Source organism: Arthrobacter sp. AK01 (assembly GCF_021109375.1).
In the GTDB taxonomy this organism is placed as follows: domain Bacteria; phylum Actinomycetota; class Actinomycetes; order Actinomycetales; family Micrococcaceae; genus Arthrobacter.
This window is the reverse complement of the sequence record NZ_JAJOHP010000056.1, coordinates 16,822-32,151: the sequence shown is the minus strand read 5'-3', so window position 1 is coordinate 32,151 and position 15,330 is coordinate 16,822. Positions and strand designations below refer to the sequence as shown.

Annotated in this window: 14 protein-coding genes; 4 read left to right on the top strand and 10 right to left on the bottom strand. The window is 63.8% G+C overall.

Going from position 1 to position 15,330, the window contains the following annotated elements:
* Positions 1-144: 144 nt before the first annotated feature.
* Entirely contained in the window at positions 145-1,962 is a 1,818-nt protein-coding gene (locus tag LN996_RS17735; protein ID WP_231341723.1) for a glycoside hydrolase family 2 protein, read from the bottom strand.
* 74 nt (positions 1,963-2,036) lie between these two features.
* On the opposite strand from LN996_RS17735, the gene LN996_RS17730 reads away from it, so the two are divergent.
* Positions 2,037-2,999 carry a D-2-hydroxyacid dehydrogenase family protein gene (locus LN996_RS17730; protein WP_231341722.1) on the top strand — a complete coding sequence of 321 codons (963 nt, stop codon included), beginning with the start codon at positions 2,037-2,039 and terminating at the stop codon, positions 2,997-2,999.
* 60 nt (positions 3,000-3,059) lie between these two features.
* Positions 3,060-4,202, top strand: a complete 1,143-nt coding sequence (locus LN996_RS17725; RefSeq protein ID WP_231341721.1) for a glycerate kinase — start codon at positions 3,060-3,062, stop codon at positions 4,200-4,202.
* Here the strand turns inward: LN996_RS17725 and LN996_RS17720 are convergent, their stop codons facing one another.
* Positions 4,203-4,439 (bottom strand): DUF2630 family protein, encoded by a 237-nt coding sequence (locus LN996_RS17720; protein WP_231341720.1) that lies wholly within the window; start codon positions 4,437-4,439, stop codon positions 4,203-4,205. It abuts the gene before it with no gap.
* A 91-nt stretch (positions 4,440-4,530) separates the two neighbouring features.
* Between LN996_RS17720 and LN996_RS17715 the strand changes: the two genes are divergently transcribed.
* Positions 4,531-4,974, top strand: coding sequence for a YdeI/OmpD-associated family protein (locus tag LN996_RS17715; protein WP_231341719.1), 444 nt, complete (start codon positions 4,531-4,533; stop codon positions 4,972-4,974).
* A gap of 12 nt (positions 4,975-4,986) precedes the next feature.
* On the opposite strand, the gene LN996_RS17710 is transcribed toward LN996_RS17715, so the two are convergent.
* The 6 genes from LN996_RS17710 to LN996_RS17685 all read right to left on the bottom strand — a co-directional run bounded on the left by LN996_RS17710 (position 4,987) and on the right by LN996_RS17685 (position 13,320).
* Positions 4,987-6,531: a CdaR family transcriptional regulator gene (locus LN996_RS17710; protein WP_231341718.1), complete on the bottom strand. Its 1,545-nt coding sequence runs from the start codon at positions 6,529-6,531 to the stop codon at positions 4,987-4,989.
* Between the two features lie 103 nt (positions 6,532-6,634).
* Positions 6,635-7,777: a DUF917 domain-containing protein gene (locus LN996_RS17705; protein WP_231341717.1), complete on the bottom strand. Its 1,143-nt coding sequence runs from the start codon at positions 7,775-7,777 to the stop codon at positions 6,635-6,637.
* A gap of 1 nt (position 7,778) precedes the next feature.
* Positions 7,779-9,326 (bottom strand): hydantoinase/oxoprolinase family protein, encoded by a 1,548-nt coding sequence (locus LN996_RS17700; protein ID WP_305884642.1) that lies wholly within the window; start codon positions 9,324-9,326, stop codon positions 7,779-7,781.
* Between the two features lie 5 nt (positions 9,327-9,331).
* Complete coding sequence (locus LN996_RS17695) at positions 9,332-10,675, bottom strand: cytosine permease (protein WP_231341715.1); 1,344 nt, start codon at positions 10,673-10,675, stop codon at positions 9,332-9,334.
* 122 nt (positions 10,676-10,797) lie between these two features.
* Complete coding sequence (locus LN996_RS17690) at positions 10,798-11,919, bottom strand: VanZ family protein (RefSeq protein WP_231341714.1); 1,122 nt, start codon at positions 11,917-11,919, stop codon at positions 10,798-10,800.
* 135 nt (positions 11,920-12,054) lie between these two features.
* Positions 12,055-13,320 (bottom strand): MFS transporter, encoded by a 1,266-nt coding sequence (locus LN996_RS17685; RefSeq protein WP_231341713.1) that lies wholly within the window; start codon positions 13,318-13,320, stop codon positions 12,055-12,057.
* Between the two features lie 50 nt (positions 13,321-13,370).
* Here LN996_RS17685 and LN996_RS17680 point away from each other — a divergent pair, with 50 nt between their 5' ends.
* Complete coding sequence (locus LN996_RS17680) at positions 13,371-14,324, top strand: DUF5937 family protein (RefSeq protein ID WP_231341712.1); 954 nt, start codon at positions 13,371-13,373, stop codon at positions 14,322-14,324.
* 47 nt (positions 14,325-14,371) lie between these two features.
* On the opposite strand, the gene LN996_RS17675 is transcribed toward LN996_RS17680, so the two are convergent.
* Positions 14,372-14,923, bottom strand: a complete 552-nt coding sequence (locus tag LN996_RS17675; protein WP_231341711.1) for a dihydrofolate reductase family protein — start codon at positions 14,921-14,923, stop codon at positions 14,372-14,374.
* Between the two features lie 20 nt (positions 14,924-14,943).
* Positions 14,944-15,264 carry a hypothetical protein gene (locus LN996_RS17670; RefSeq protein ID WP_231341710.1) on the bottom strand — a complete coding sequence of 107 codons (321 nt, stop codon included), beginning with the start codon at positions 15,262-15,264 and terminating at the stop codon, positions 14,944-14,946.
* Positions 15,265-15,330 lie beyond the last annotated feature (66 nt).

The window sequence follows — 15,330 nt, the reverse complement described above, 5'->3', positions numbered from 1 at the left end:
CAACCGCCGACCCAGACCAACCCTGAACCTCGAAACACCAGCCAACCGACTAAACCAGCTGCTACAAGCGGCCTAACCCCCAGCGTTGCTCCCACCAGTTGACTTTGCCGCCGAAACATTGGCATTAAATGCCATCTCGGCGGGCTAGTGCTGGGTTTCGATCGCCGCCGGGCGCACTTGGCTCGCGCGGATCCTGTCGAGGTCGAACTTTGTGCCGCGGTCAAAGGTGAAGATGCCGTTCTTCTCTTGGAAAACGTCCGTCAGTTGGGTGTAGCAGTAGCCGAACATGTCCGGGTTTTCCAGCAGGACGGAGCAGAGCCCGTCGAAGCGGGTGTAGAACTCTTCTTCCGAGCTGACGGGCTGGCCATACCCCCACGAGGAGGCGACGTCGGTCCCTTCCACGGCCTGACGGGCTTCGGCTTCGTTCCACCAGATGCCGCCGAACTCCGAAACGAAGTAGGGCTGGCCGGCGTAGGGCACCGAGTATTCCTCGCCGTCCGCCTTGCGGTTGATGTACGGCTTCCCGTCCGCCAGGCCTTGCTGTTCGATGGCGAAGCGGTCCGGGTCCTGCTCGTAGGAGTGGGAATCGTAGATGTCCGTCTCCCGGATCCGGTGCGCGTAACCGGAAGCATCGATCACTGGCCGGGTGGGATCGGCAAGTTTGGTGGCGAGGAACATGGCCTCGGTGACGTCGTCCAGCACCGTCAGGCGGTCGTGCAGGATCTGGTGTGTCTCGTTGAGGGGGCACCAGCCGATGATGGAGGGGTGGTTGAAGTCGCGTTTGAGCACTTCGAGCCACTGGGCTACGAAGCTGGCGGTCGGCTTCTGGTTGTGGCCGATGGTGCCGCCGCCGGAGACGCCCCAGTCGCCGAACTCGCCCCACACGAGATACCCGAGACGGTCCGCGTGAAAAAGGAAACGCTCCTCGAACACCTTCTGGTGCAGGCGGGCGCCGTTGAATCCCGCAGCCATGGACAGTTCGATGTCCTTGATCAGTGCTGATTCGTCCGGGGAGGTCATGAGCGATTCCGGCCAGTAGCCCTGGTCCAGGACCAGCCGCTGGAAAACCGGCTTCCCGTTGATGCGGACCACTTTTCCGTCCAAGGCGATGGACCGGACTGCCGCATAGCTGCTGGCCTGATCAACTATTCCGCCGGACCCGTCCCGCACGCTGACATCAAGGTCGTAGAGGAACGGATCCTCAATGGACCAGGGGCGCAGGGCCTCGGCAGGGATCTTCAGCCGAAGTGAGGGGGTGAGGTCCAGATCCGCCCGCGCAGAGGCCTCAATGCGAATCCCCGAGCCGTCAGTGAGCACCGCGGAAACCGTGTGCCCCGTCCGGTTCTGGCTGATGGGCACCTCCACAGAGATGCTTGAGTCCGCCAGGTTGGGAGTCATGCGGAGTCGTTTGATGTAGACCTCGGGCACGGCTTCCATCCACACCGTCTGCCAAATTCCCGTGGTCCGGGTGTACTGGCAGTGGGTGTTGTTGTACCAGGTGGCCTGCTTGCCGCGGGCTTGCATCTCGTGCCGGGAATCCCGGGCGCGGACCACGATCACCGCGTCGGCACCGGCCTCCACCACACCGCCCAAGTCCGCGGTAAAGGGCGTGAACCCGCCCCGGTGCCGGGCAACTTCAACCCCGTTCACCCACACCGTGGCGTCGTGATCCACGGCGCCGAAGTGCAGCAGCACATTCTGACCGGCCCATTCCTGTGGGATGGATACCGTTCGCCGATACCAAACGGCCTCCATGAAGTCGACGTGCTCGATCCCCGAAAGCGCTGATTCCGGCGCGAACGGAACCAAGATCTCCCCGGCGAGTTCGCGGGAGGTAAGGCCGCGCTCCACACCGGAATCACCGGCGTCGATCTCAAATCCCCAGGTTCCGTTGAGGTTTATCCACTTCTCGCGGATCAGTTGTGGGCGGGGGTGCTCGGGCTTGGGCATGGCGGAGGTCACATTTTGGCTCACCCTCAAAAACCTAACGTGAGATGGGGTTGAGTACCACCGGCCGCCGCGCGAGGATAAGGGACGTGACCCGATTCCGTTTAGCCATCCTGGACGATTACCAGCAGGTCTCCGGCGATTACGCGCCGTGGGATTCATTGCTCGACGACGGCGTGAAGGTGAGCGTTTTCAGCGCGCCTTTTGTATCGGAAGAGCAAGCGTTGGCCGCCTTGGAGCCGTTCGACATCATTGTGGCGATGCGCGAACGCACGCGTTTTCCACAGCACGTCCTTGAGTCGTTGCCCAACCTGAAGCTGTTGGTGACCACTGGCATGGCGAACGCCGCCATTGACCTTGAGGCCGCCTCTGAGCGCGGGATTGTGGTGTGCGGGACCAGTGGCTCGCCGGCTGCGGCGCCCGAGCTGACGTGGGCACTCCTGCTGGCTTTCGCAAGGAACCTGGTTGTGGAGGAGAACTCGCTTCGAGCAGGCGACTGGCAGGCCGGCGTCGGGTTTGAACTGGAAGGCAAGACACTGGGAATCGTTGGCCTGGGCAAGATCGGCAAGCGAATCGCGGGCTATGCCAAGGCTTTCGGTATGGATGTCCTGGCCTGGAGCCAAAATCTCACTGCCGACGACGCCAAGGCCGCCGGCGTCCGGAAGGTCAGCAAAGAGGAGTTGTTCCGTGAGTCTGACGTTGTGACCTTGCACCTCCGTTTGTCCGAGCGAACGGAGGGGATTGTCGGTGCAAGAGAGTTGCGTCTCCTGGGCCCGGAGGGCGTGCTGGTCAACACCGCTCGGGGACCTTTGGTGGATGAGGCCGCGTTGATTCAGGCTTTGGAAGAGGGATGGATCCGCGGCGCCGCGCTGGATGTGTTCGACGACGAACCCCTTCCGGCCAGCCACGCATTGCTGCATTCTTCGCGGACAGCGCTCTCGCCGCATGTCGGGTACGTGACGCATGAGAGTTACCGGCAGTTCTATGGTGGAGCGTTCGAGGACGTGAAGGCGTGGCTGGGCGGGGCTCCTGTTCGGGTGCTCAGCGCGTAAACTGACCGCTACATTACGCGTGGGCAAGCGCTTTCCGCGCGAAGCTGGCAAGATGGACCCATGCGTATCCTCATCGCCCCTGACAAGTTCAAGGGATCCCTGACCGCCGCCGAAGCCGCGTCAGCCATGGCCGAAGGTGCCCTCCGTGTCTACCCGGATGCCGTGACCACCCAGTTCCCGGTTGCCGACGGCGGCGAAGGAACTCTGGATGCCGCGATCGCCGCGGGCTACGAGGAGCGGAACAACGCAGTTGTCGGACCGATCCTCAAGCCTGTGGGAGCCTCATGGGCGATCCGCAAGGATTCCTTTGGTGGAGCCAGCGCCGTCATCGAGACCGCGATGGCTTCCGGCCTGGCACACATGGAGCCGACGCCTGAGAACTCACTGCGCGCCCACAGCTACGGCTGCGGCCAGCTGATCGCCGCCGCCCTCGATGCCGGGGCCACGGAGATCGTGCTCGGCTTGGGTGGCTCGGCAATGTCCGACGCCGGTAGTGGCGCCCTGCGTGCACTGGGGCTCAAGCCCCTTGATGCGGCCGGAAATGTGGTGCCGCTCGGTGGAGGTTCCCTCATCGACGTCGTCGCCTTGGATGTCTCCGAGCTGGATCCGCGGCTATCGTCCGTGAAGTTCCGCATCGCCGTCGACGTCCAGAACCCGCTGTACGGTCCGGAGGGTGCCGCGCATGTTTTCGGTCCGCAAAAGGGTGCCGATGAGGACGCCGTTGAGAAGCTCGACGCCGGTCTCCGCAACTGGGCTTCGCTCCTTCGGGAAGCCACGGGCCGGGACGTGAACGTTCCGGGGGCCGGGGCGGCAGGCGGGTTCCCGGCGTCGTTCCTGGCTTTCACTGACGCTGCGCTGGAAGGCGGCTTCGCGCTGGTGGCCGGACTCACGGGCCTCGCCTCACACTTGAGCGGGGCGGACCTGGTGATCACCGGCGAGGGCTCCATGGACGAGCAGTCACTCACTGGCAAGGCGCCGATCGCCCTCGCCGACGCCGCGAGCTTGCACGGAATTCCCGTCATCGCTGTCGCTGGGCGCATCACTGTGACACCTGAAGACCTGGCCAAGCATGGGATTGTGGCTGCTGCGCAGTTGCTGGACGTTGCGCAGCGCAAGGATGGTGTCCCGGATGTAGCCGACGCCGTTGCCAACGCCGCCAAATACCTTGCTTGGGCTACCAGCCAGGTGCTCGAGGGAGCGTAGTTACTGCCGGTAGGCCTCGACTTCGTTGACGCTTCGGGCCGAGGCGTCGTCCGGGTTCCCGCCGGCGTCCTTCTTGGCGCGGCGTTGGCGCAGCAGGTCCCAGCATTGGTCGAGCTGGGCTTCCAGCTGGGCCAGGCGTCCTGTGTCATCGCCCATTCCTGAGGTGGCGGAGTCGCGCAGGCGGTGCTCTTCTTCGACCAGCGACTGAATGCGTTCCAAGAGATCCTGGTTGTCCATGGGTGTCTCCTTTGGTGGGGGATTGCGGTTATTTCGAAAGTAGTCCTGTCGGTGCAGTGCGTCTACCAATGGCCGACGGCATACTTGGGACATGAAATTCACAACCACCATCATTGGCGAGGGCAACAAGGCCGGCATCGAAGTTCCCGACGAGATCGTTGACGGGCTGGGTGCCGGCAAGCGGCCTCCGGTGGTGGTGACCATCAACGGCCAGAGCTACCGCAGCAGCATCGCCGTGATGGGCGGCAAATACATGGTGGGCGTCAGCGCCGCCAATCGCGAACTCACCGGCGCGGCTGCAGGCGACACCGTCGAGGTGGGCCTTGAAGTGGACACCCAGCCGCGCGTTATTGAGGTGCCCGCGGACTTGGGTGCCGCGCTGGATGCCGAACCGGAGGCGAAGGCCTTCTACGGGACCCTGAATTACAGCAGCCAGCGGCGGTACGTGGAGCCCATCGCGGACGCCAAGACGGAGGAAACGCGTGCCCGGCGGATCGCGAAGGTGGTTGCGGATTTGAAGGCCGGAAAGAAGTAGCTTCCTGCCGCCCTACTCCGGCTTATCCATCAACAAGCTCCGGCATGCGAGCTGCAGCGCCAGCCGGGCTTCGGGGTCCTCCAGATTGATGGCGATGAGTGACTGAATCCGCCTGATGCGATCACTGACAGTGTTGCGGTGGACGTTCAGGATCGCAGCTGTTTCGGTCAGCGAAGACTCACAGTCCAGGAACGTGGTGAGGGTTTGCAGGAGTTCGGGTCCGGCTTTGAGGAGTGGCGCCAGGAGCTCCCGGGCGGCGGGGCGGAACGTGTCGGTGCGGGTCCAGATCAGCAGCAGCTGGGCCATATCCAATCGGTCCACGTGCACAAAGTAGCCGGAGTTCTCCCTTGCCCCGGCGATGCGGGCGGCATCATTGGCTTCCTCAAGTGAACGGACGATTCCTTCCGGCTGCGCCTGCATCCTCCCCACCCCGAATTGAGTGGCAATGGTGGACGCGAGCTCCCGTTGAGCCCTGCGGAGGGCGTTGCTGATCCTGCTGACCTCGGCCGGGTCCGGTTTGGAGGGGAAGGAGATCCATCCTGCCCAGCCGTCGGACTGCTCCACCGTTGCAGCATCGATCTTTTCGCGTAGGAGGGCACGGTCCAGATCCGGCTTTCGGGCCACCAAGTCCACCGGCTGGCGGGTGATCACCCGGAAAGCTATGTGAAAGCCGTCCAAGGTCCAGCCCAGCTCCAATGCCCTGGCCCTGAAGGATGGGCTGACGGTCCCGGCGTTGTCGATCAGTTCGCCCAACAGGGCAATCCGGTGCCGGGCATCGCGCTCCCTTTCAAGGCGCTGCCGGGACAGCAGCTCGGAAACCGCGATGGCTGCCACTTCCAAAGCCGCCCGGACGGCGGCCCGTTCCTGATCCGGTGCGGGACCAAGCATCACCCTCAGCCGGGGACTGTTGTCCTGCTCCCGATGAACAGGGGCGAGAATCTCCGTGCCACCGGACTGCGTATCTCCGTCGGCACGCGGACCGCTGTCTTCAGCGGAAATCAGTTTCCCGGAAGGATCCACCAGCATCACCTCATGCCCGATCGCCACTCCCAATCGCTGTAACAGATGGCTGAGCGAGCCGTACGGCATCCGGCACTCGGCCGCTACGCGGGAGATCAACTGCCCCTGACGATGCGCGGCGCCGGACAGCAACTCCTGGGCAGCCATCCCGAACTGCCACGTGTTGTGGACGGCCAACACCACCAGCCCCAAGCGTTCGGCGAGCCTTGTCACGTTGGGCGGCAACGCGCCGTCGTCGTTCTGCAGTTTTACGGCAAGGGCCACGACGCCGGACGTGGACGCCAGCGCCAACAGCGCCTCCACGTCCCAGGAGACGCCGGAGGGCAACGGCTCAAGGGGTAGCAGGATGCAGCCGCGGAGGGTGAGGGGGTCGCCGTCGAGGTTCCGCTGTTCGCGGACCTGGCGATTGACCTCGGCCAGGTTCCCCGTCAAGGCCACCAGCGACGAAACCGTTGCGATACCAGGTTCCCCGACGCTCTCCACCACGCCCGCCGGGAGGTGAGTCGTGACGGACCACAGCGGGATCGGAGGGATCATTCAGCTTCTCCGGTTCTCCTCGATGGTTACCTTCCCATAATGCCACCGCCGCGCCGCCAACTGTCGTTGGGGACGCGGCGGCGGGCCAAACGTTCGACGGCGGTCAGCTGCGGTAACGCTCGATGGACTCGGTGTGTTCTTCGGGCGTCCCGTCCCATCTGTGGGAAGGGACGCCGTACCCGAAGTACTCCGGTCCGGCCAATGCCAGTCCCTCAGTGGTGTGCCAGCGAGGGTCACTGGGCGCAGTCAGGATGCACAAGCGCTGCCCATAGCGCAGGTTCTCCGTGGTGACCGGTTCGGCGGATTCGGCGTCCACCACGATGATGAGGTCCGGCGTCGTGGTCACCACGGTTCCGTCCTTGGTGGCGAGCAGGTGCTCGTTCTGGAAATGCAACGAAAGAACGGATCCGGCGTCCGCGCCCATGCCCTCGATCATGGCCTGGCCCTTGGCGAACCCGCCGGTCGTCTGGCGCTGCAGGTCAGTGACCTTGCCCAGATGAACAATGCGCCCCCTCAGCGTTTCCGCCAACACGTCGCAGGGGTTGAGGTTGTGGTGTTGGGCGTTGGCAACGGCGTCTCCGATGGCGATGGCGAAGGACATGGAGCCGGCCACGAAGCTCTCACGGGCCTGCGCGCCGGTCATGGCATAGGTGCTGTTGAAGGCGTTGCATCCCATTTCGATGGAGGCCTGCCGGGCAAAGCGCTCAGCCCAGAACGAGTCGATCGCCTCGATGACAAGCGTGTTGCCCTTCTCATCAGCGAGTGCCATGGGAGTGGCATGGATTCCGTACAGCGGTGCCATTCCCATTTGTATTTCAGGGAAGGCCCGGCCGATCAGGTCACCGTCGATCAGGGGGATTCCCAGTTGCGCTGCCGCCACGATGGGCAGCAGGGAGTTTGATCCGCCGATCTCCAGGCAGGCGGTGTGGGTCGCGGTCCGGTTCAAGGACGCCGCCAGCTTCTGGATAGTCAGATGCAGGTTTTCCACCGTGTCGAGCTTCTCCACGGCTACCGTGGGAGCGCCAATCGCAGCAATGGGAACGATAAAAGCATCATCTGCCAGGTCCTCAACGGAGACGAGTTCCACGGGGCCGAACTCCTCGATGGCCTGTTTCGCCAGGAGGGCCCCAATGTAAGGGTCACCGCCTCCACCCGTGCCAAGGATGGCCGCCCCGCGGGCCAGGGAATCAATATCGTCCACGGTGATCTTCTTCAGTTTGCGGCCGTGTGCCACTTCCAGGGTCATCTCATTTTCCTAACGTGAGGTTGCCGGCTGCCTTGACCCGCACGCGCATGGCGTTTCCGGGAAGGTAGGGGATGGGAATGGCTTCCTGCTCAACAATCGTCACCGTGTCCGGGTTGGCACCGGCGGCAACGGCGCGGTCAACAGCCTCCTGCCGGGCGGATTCCATGGCGCGCTTCTGATCCCCGTCCGCAATGGAGGACACACGGTCCACCTCCCCGCTGATCTGGGCGATGGCGGCCCCGTACGCGTTGGCGACGTCGAAATTCCCGGGGCGGTGGATGGTGCCCAGGCCGTCCAGTTTTTCTGCCAGCAGGATGGATCCACCGCCGACGGCGACAACCGGAAGTTCAGCGGACGAAGTCCGGATCCGGTCCGCAATATCGGCGATGGTGCGATCGATCTGTTCCAGGGCTGACCTGACCACAGAGTCGCTGATGTGGCTCACCAAAGACGCGTCTCCGACGTCGGCCCTTCCGCTGCGGACAGCGATGTCAGTTGCCGTCAGGACAGACCCGCCAAAGACCAGCGACTCGTCGGTGAGGCGGTAGCCCACCGAATCCGGGCCCACGGTGCCCTGATCGGTACGGACGCGGGACCCACCTCCGAGGCCTGCGGAGAGGACGTCAGGCATCCGGAAGTTGGTGCGGAGCCCTGCGAGCCTCACGTGGGTGCTGGACTCACGGGGAAAACCGTTCACCAGGACGCCGACGTCAGTGGTGGTGCCGCCGATGTCAACGATCAGGCAGTCGGAGAATCCGGAGAGCGCAGCGGCCCCGCGCATGGAGTTGGTGGGACCTGAAGCGAACGTGGCTACGGGGTAGCGCCGCGTGTATTCAATGTCCATGAGCGTGCCATCGTTCTGGCTGACGTACAGAGGCGCCGTGATGCCCTGCTCCAGCACAGCTTTGGCCAGGCCATCAACAATCCGGTTCGCCATTTCGGCGAGGGATGCGTTGACGATGGTTGCGTTCTCCCGTTCCAGGAGGCCCACCCTGCCGATCTCGTGTGACAGGGACACGGGGAACTCCGGGCCCAGCTCTTCGCGGAGGATGGCCAGGGTGCGCTGCTCGAATTCGTCGTTGACGGGCGAGAAGACGCTGGATACCGCCACGGAGCGGATGCCGTGTGCGGCGATGTCGGCTGCGTGGCGCCTTATTTCGTCCGGATCGAAGGGGCTGATGGGGCGGCCGTCGAACTCGTGGCCCCCGTGGGCCATGTAGGCGCGGCCCTTGACGGCAGTGGTGAGGGTGTCAGGCCAATCCGTGAACGGCGGCAGGGAAGCGGTGGCGGGAAGTCCCAGCCGGATGGCCGCCGTCGGGCTGAGGTCCCGTGCCTCAATGAGGGCATTGATGAAATGGGTGGTCCCGATCATCACACCGCGGATATGGTCCGGGCTGAAGCCGTTCAGTTCCTTCAGCGCCGTGAGGACTTGGGTGATGCCGCTGGTGACGTCCCTGGTGGTGGGGACTTTGGTGGAGGCGAGCACCTGCGCGCCATCCAGCAGCACGGCGTCTGTGTTGGTGCCGCCGACGTCAATGCCGATTCTCAGGCTACTCATGGTGCGGTTACCGATTCTTCCTTTGTGGTGGTTTCGCTGGTGGGTTGGTTGTCGCCGTAGGACCGCAGGAGGTTCAGTTTGCCGGCGACGATGTAGAGGACGAATGCCGCGGCGAGCGAGGTGAAGGCAGGGAGCCCGAAGGTGACGAAGTAGCCCAGTGCCGCAGAGATCGCCCAAATGACGAAGGTTGCAGGGATCCAGTTGGGTGATTTGGCTGGTGGGAGTCCGGAATCGCGGCTTGCCTCCAACAGGGGCCGCCACTTCTTGACCACGAAATACTCGGCCATGATGATGCCGGCTACCGGCGGGAAGACGACGCCCAGGACCATGAGGATGTCGATGAACTTGTCCAGGATGCCGATCGCGGCGAGGACACTTCCGAAAACGCCGAGCAGCAGCGTCACGTGCCCACGGTTCAAGCGCTTGTTCATGGCGCTGTTGAAGAAGGACACCACGCCTAGCCCGGCGCTGTAGAGGTTCCAGTCGTTGATCTTGGATGTGCCCAGGACAATGATCAGGATGCCCACCCAGCCCACGGAGGAGAAGATGATCTGGGTGACGTCTGCCGTTTTGACGGCGTGGGCCAGCAGGACACCGATCATGCCGATGCTGTAGTTGCCCAGGGTCATCCCGACGACGGTTTGCTTGACGACGTCGCCGGCGCTCCTGTTGTAGCGGGTCATGTCGGGCGTGATGACTGCTCCGAGCACGGCACTTCCAGCAACGATGGTGGTAGCCGTGACGAAATCCAGTTGTGGGCCCGGAGGGGCATCGTTGATGAGCTGGCTGATGGAGTGGTTGCTGAGCTCGGCCCATGCTGCCCAAGCGATCAGGATCATGAACAGCGGCACGGTGATGTTGGCCAACCACTGCATTGATTCAAATCCGCGGACCACGATCAGCGTGACCACCAAGCCAAAGACCAAGGACCACGCCCACGTGGGAATTTCGGGCACGATTTGGTTCAGTCCAGCGCCGGAAATCCCTGACTGGATACCGAACCAGCCGATGAGGCTGATGCAGATGGCCAGGCCAAGCACCGAGGCGCCGCCGCGGCCGAAGCCGGTCCAGCGGGCAAGCATGGAAGTTGTGAGTCCCTGGCGCATGCCGGCGATGCCGACGAAAATCATGAGTGCTTCGACGATCAATGCGCCTACCGTGAATGCCCAGAAGGCGTCCCAGAAGGTCATGCCGAAGCCAAAGGTTGCCCCGAGAAGAAACTGGCTCAGGTCAGAAGTCTGGCCAAAGCGTTGGACCGCGATGCCGAACCAGTGCTTCCGCTTCGTTGCGGGAACCCTGGTGATGGGGTAGTCATCGTGCCCTGTGTCGGAGGTGGACATGACATACATTCCTTTCGAGTGATTCACTTCACAGTATCTGCGGGTCACTCGAAGGTCATTGGGCAATGTGCAGTGCTTGATGGCGCTGGATATGCGAAGTGCACAGAAGCGTTGCTCGGCCTCTAGTCCGCCCGCGTCGCTGAACCGGCCACCCGCCGTCGTTCGCTTTCGCGTGCGTCAACCATCTGCGCACCAGTCAGAACCCCGGAAAGTCCGCGCGACTTTGTGAGGGGAACCGCCACGAATGCTGCCAAAAGGACCAGGCCCGTGAGTGGGCCGAACGCGGAGGTAGGCAGCAATGCGCCAAGGAACGACAACACCACATAGAGCCCGCCGGTGACGCTCGCCCGGAGCAATGTCCGACGGCGGGTGGCCGGCCACTGCGGTTGCAGCCACACCGCGCGCTGGCCGAGGGAGGCCCCCGGGCCTACGAGCGCCGGAAGATAGAACACCAGGAACCCGGGGACGAGATGCATCAAGACGAGGGAGGTGGCGTCGTCGTCGCCGGGGAGCTCCGCGCCGATCGCAAGCAACCCGATCCTGTACGTGACGACGAAGGCGAAGCCGAGGAACGCGAGCGACACGTAGTCGATGACCATTCCCAACCAGCGCCGCCAAACGGTGACGGGACGGCTCTGGCCGCGGGCCGCGCGGAGTTCGCGTCGTTGCGGCATGAACCAGAGGACGAGGGGTGCGATGAGCGCGCCGATCAAGGCGCCCAGGGTGTTGGTGACGAGGTCGTCGACGTCGGCCAGGCGGTAGGCGCAATCGTAGATACCCCACAGCCCGGTGAACTGTGTGGCTTCGATGAGCCCGGAGGCCAGGGCGCCGGTCAGCGTTGAAACTGCGATGTTCCACGAAAGGTAGCGCCGCGCGATGACGCCCCACGGAATGAACAGCACCACGTTGAACACCACTTGCAGTGTTGCGCGGCTGGTCAGCGTGCCGGTGATCCCAAGGCCTGACGTTTCACGGTGGATGTCGTCCAGGAATTGGAACGGGATCGCTTGGAACGTGCTTCCACCCGGGCCGCACTTCAGCAGGCTGGGGTCGGGAAGCGGCAGCAGCGTGTAGGCCACCAGGGCCACGCCGTAGACGCTCAGCCCGGCAGCGCCCAGGAACCGACGCCAGGTGAATCTGCCGAACATCCTGTACTGGACCGCAACGATCGGCACCATGAACACGCCAAAGAGGAGCACCCCTCCCAGCACACCCACGTACGCGGGCCACACCCATTCCCCCATGGTTCCCTTTCGCTTGTTAACTCCATGGTTTCAGGATGGGGGGTTCAATTCCTCCGTCTGGGTGGTGATGTTGCTCGCGGCGGGCTGGTACCGGGGGTGGAGCCTCGCGGTGGCTTGGGCGCTCGCTCGGCCCGCCTAGGTGAGTACCGCCGTCGTCGAGGCTTTCCGCGCTATCAGCGCGACACCCGCCGCCGACGCAATGAAGACCGCACCCAGGATTGCCCAACCCAGCGTGCCATGTTCGACGACGGTAGCGGTCACCACCAGCGGTGCCAGCATGGCCCCCAGGGCGGAGCCCATGCCGAACATCCCTTGGTAAGCGCCGGCTTGGAGGGGATTGGCGAGTTCGAAGCTCAACCCCCAGGCTCCCGCTTGAGAGAGGATTTCCGCCAAGGCGTGCAGCAGCGCCGCCCCGCACAGGAGTGTGATGGCGGCGATGACAGGCATGCCGCCCGCCATTGCGTAGAGTGCGCAGGCTACGGCCATGAGCACGCCGCCTGTCATCACGATCTGTCCTGCACGGCGGGGTTGGTCGGTGCCGCGGGAGAGCGGGACTTGCAGCAGGATGACACACGCGGTGTTGATCACGAGAACCACGGATATGAGCACGTCGGGCGCGGAGGTGTCCTGTGAAATCCAGAGCGGGACGCCCATCTCGGCGAGACCGAATTGCATGCCGAAAATGCCAGAGAGCACGGTCAGCAGTATGTATCGGCGGTCCCGGAAGGGGGAGATGCCCCGCTTCGGAGCAGGGTTGGCGGGATCGTGGCGCGGTGCATCAACGTGGGTGGGCAGGCGGCGGAGGTGCAGCGCGCTCAGGATGTAGACGACGCCGGCGCTGATCATCATCCACCGGAACGCGTCGGCGGTTCCGGCCATCAGCGCGAGTCCGGCGATCATGCCTCCCACCGCGATGCCCACGTTGGTGATGGTGCGGAGGACTGCGCGGGCATTCACGCGGTTCGGCCCGTCAAAGGCCCGGGCGATGATCGCGGAGCGCGTGGCGTTGGCGCCCCGGTCCACGCCTACCGTAATGCAGGCAATCACGACGGCGGTGCTGAAGTTCCCGGCGAAGGTATAACTCGCGATCGCGAGACCTTGGACGGCCACCATCCCCACTAGGAGCCGACGTGCGGAAAAGCGATCGGCAAGTCGACCGCCGATATAGGACGTCGCGACGCCAACACCGCTGGAAACGGAGAGGATCACTGCGATTTCAACGGCGCTCAGCCCGACGAAGCGGCTGAAGTACAGCACAGTGAGGGTGAGGAAGATGCCCCGTCCCAAGGTGGAGACGAGGATGGCCGAAGCCAGGATCTTGAGGGTGGGATCTGAGAGCGCGACCCGGAGGGTGTGCTGTGGAGCGGGGGCCGTGTCGGCGGGGGATTTAGTCACACACATAGTTCTGCCATCCGCGGAGGATGGGCGCTACTGATGTAGCGTAGTGCTTCATGTTGAAGTACGAGTTGTCCGACGCAGATCTGGGCGGCGTGCGCTTTGGCATCTCACCTTTGTGTGAACTCGGACTTTCCCTGAGAGCTATTCGGGATCCCAGCCAGTATCCACTCCAGCTGCCATGGTTGCGTCGGACCGAAGAGGCCCGGTCACGCTTGGACCTCGATGGCTTGCTGGCCCTGGTGGATGACAGGCTGTGGACGCCGGACTTCCTGAACCCCCGGCCTGAGTCCCCACTCACCCGGATTGATGACGAGTTCGCGGCACTGGAGCGGATTTCCGCCGAGCAGTTTCACGGCGACCTGATCCGGGTGCACGGCGCTGTCCCGAGTGTCTTTTCCGGCCCTGTTGGACCAGCCATACAGCGGATGGTCCGCATCCTCCGGGAATTCTGGGACACCTGCTTCGCGCCGCACTGGCTTCGCATGCGCACCATCCTGGAGGCGGATATTGTCTACCGTGGCCGGCAGATCGCGCAGGGCGGCCTGTTCACGATGCTCAACGATTTGTCCGGCGCCGTGGAATTCGACGGCCGCGTCATTTCCGTGCGGCTCAAGAACCCGGCGTCGCGGACCGAGAAGACTGACGGCTTGGGTCTGACCCTGGTTCCCACCATGTTCACCCGAAGGGCCTCTGCCCCTGTGAACCATGGCGATCCGCCGCTGCTGATGTACCCGGCCCGCGGGCAGGGGGCCATGTGGGAGGCCGAGCAGGTGCGGAACCCTGCCGCTGTTGTGGCGGTGCTCGGCGAGGTCCGGACCAGCTTGCTAACTGCCTTGGCCGCGCCGGCGTCATCCACCGAGCTCGGTGTGCGTTTTGGCGTCACGACTTCCGCTGTGAATCAACACCTTCGGGTGCTTCGAGACGCCGGACTGGTGACGTCCACCCGCTACGGCCGCAGCGTCCTCTATTTCAGAAGCGAGCTGGGTTCGGCGTTGCTGCTGGGGTGATCGCCGTCGGGGGAGGCCGCACGAGCTGAGTCCCGCCGTCGTACGTTTTAGTCTTTGCGGAGGCTGTACGTGCTGATCACGTTGCCCTTGCTGGTGGCGTACTGGTCCTCCAGTACGAGCCGGTTCTGTGGGTCGCCGTCCTCGAACAACCGGCGCCCACTGCCTGCCACGACGGGGTGGGTCATGAGTGTCAGCTCGTCGAGCACGCCGGCGAACAGCAGTTGGCGAACCAGGGAGATGCTGCCGCAGACGGCGATCTCGCCGCCGTCGCGGTTCTTCAGTTCTGCGACGAACTGCTCCACGTCACCTTCGATCAGGTGCGAGTTCTCCCATTCCAAGGGCTCGGACAGCGTACGGGATGCGACAAACTTCGCCACGGGATTGATGAAGGCCGCAAAGTCCTCGTCCCGCGAAGCGTTCGGCCAGTAGCCGGCCCATTCCTGGTAGCTGACGCGACCCAGGACCACGGTGTCCACCGTGGTGATCATCTTGGTCAGGCCCTTGCCCAGCTCGTCGTCGAAGCTGTCGAACTGGAACTTGAACGGATCCTGGACCACGCCATCAACGGAGTGGAACAGGCCGGCGGTGACTTTGCGCATGGGTTCTCCTGTTAGGTGGCTTAGGCGGCGCGGCTGGTTGTCTGAAGTTCGCGTGACGGCAGGGCCGTCACATTGTTGTTTTGGAGGCGGACTGGGACCTCGTAAAGCTCGGCGAACACCTGGAGCTGTTGCAACGCGTCCGCATCAACGGTCGCTTCCGTCAGGTCCATTTCGACGCCGAGGCCGCCGCCCAGGCTCCGGGTGCGTTGGACCACCGGGTAGAGGCCCTGAAGGCTGGTTGCGGTCACATGACCGGTCGCTGCGATCTGGATCTGTTCGCCGTCAACATCGACGCGAACAACTACGGAGAGCTTGTCGCTGGACAATGTGTTGCCTTTCATCAGGTTGCTGCCACGCTGCAGCGACCCCCAGCGTATGTGTCCGATGTGACCTACGCAACATTACGA

Coding starts and splice junctions, on each gene's coding strand:
- LN996_RS17725 (WP_231341721.1), top strand. CDS start 3,060: ATGCGTATCCTCATCGCCCCTGACAAGTTCAAGGGATCCCTGACCGCC.
- LN996_RS17720 (WP_231341720.1), bottom strand. CDS start 4,439: ATGGACAACCAGGATCTCTTGGAACGCATTCAGTCGCTGGTCGAAGAA.
- LN996_RS17715 (WP_231341719.1), top strand. CDS start 4,531: ATGAAATTCACAACCACCATCATTGGCGAGGGCAACAAGGCCGGCATC.
- LN996_RS17710 (WP_231341718.1), bottom strand. CDS start 6,531: ATGATCCCTCCGATCCCGCTGTGGTCCGTCACGACTCACCTCCCGGCG.
- LN996_RS17705 (WP_231341717.1), bottom strand. CDS start 7,777: ATGACCCTGGAAGTGGCACACGGCCGCAAACTGAAGAAGATCACCGTG.
- LN996_RS17695 (WP_231341715.1), bottom strand. CDS start 10,675: ATGTCCACCTCCGACACAGGGCACGATGACTACCCCATCACCAGGGTT.
- LN996_RS17690 (WP_231341714.1), bottom strand. CDS start 11,919: ATGGGGGAATGGGTGTGGCCCGCGTACGTGGGTGTGCTGGGAGGGGTG.
- LN996_RS17685 (WP_231341713.1), bottom strand. CDS start 13,320: ATGTGTGTGACTAAATCCCCCGCCGACACGGCCCCCGCTCCACAGCAC.
- LN996_RS17680 (WP_231341712.1), top strand. CDS start 13,371: ATGTTGAAGTACGAGTTGTCCGACGCAGATCTGGGCGGCGTGCGCTTT.
- LN996_RS17675 (WP_231341711.1), bottom strand. CDS start 14,923: ATGCGCAAAGTCACCGCCGGCCTGTTCCACTCCGTTGATGGCGTGGTC.
- LN996_RS17670 (WP_231341710.1), bottom strand. CDS start 15,264: ATGAAAGGCAACACATTGTCCAGCGACAAGCTCTCCGTAGTTGTTCGC.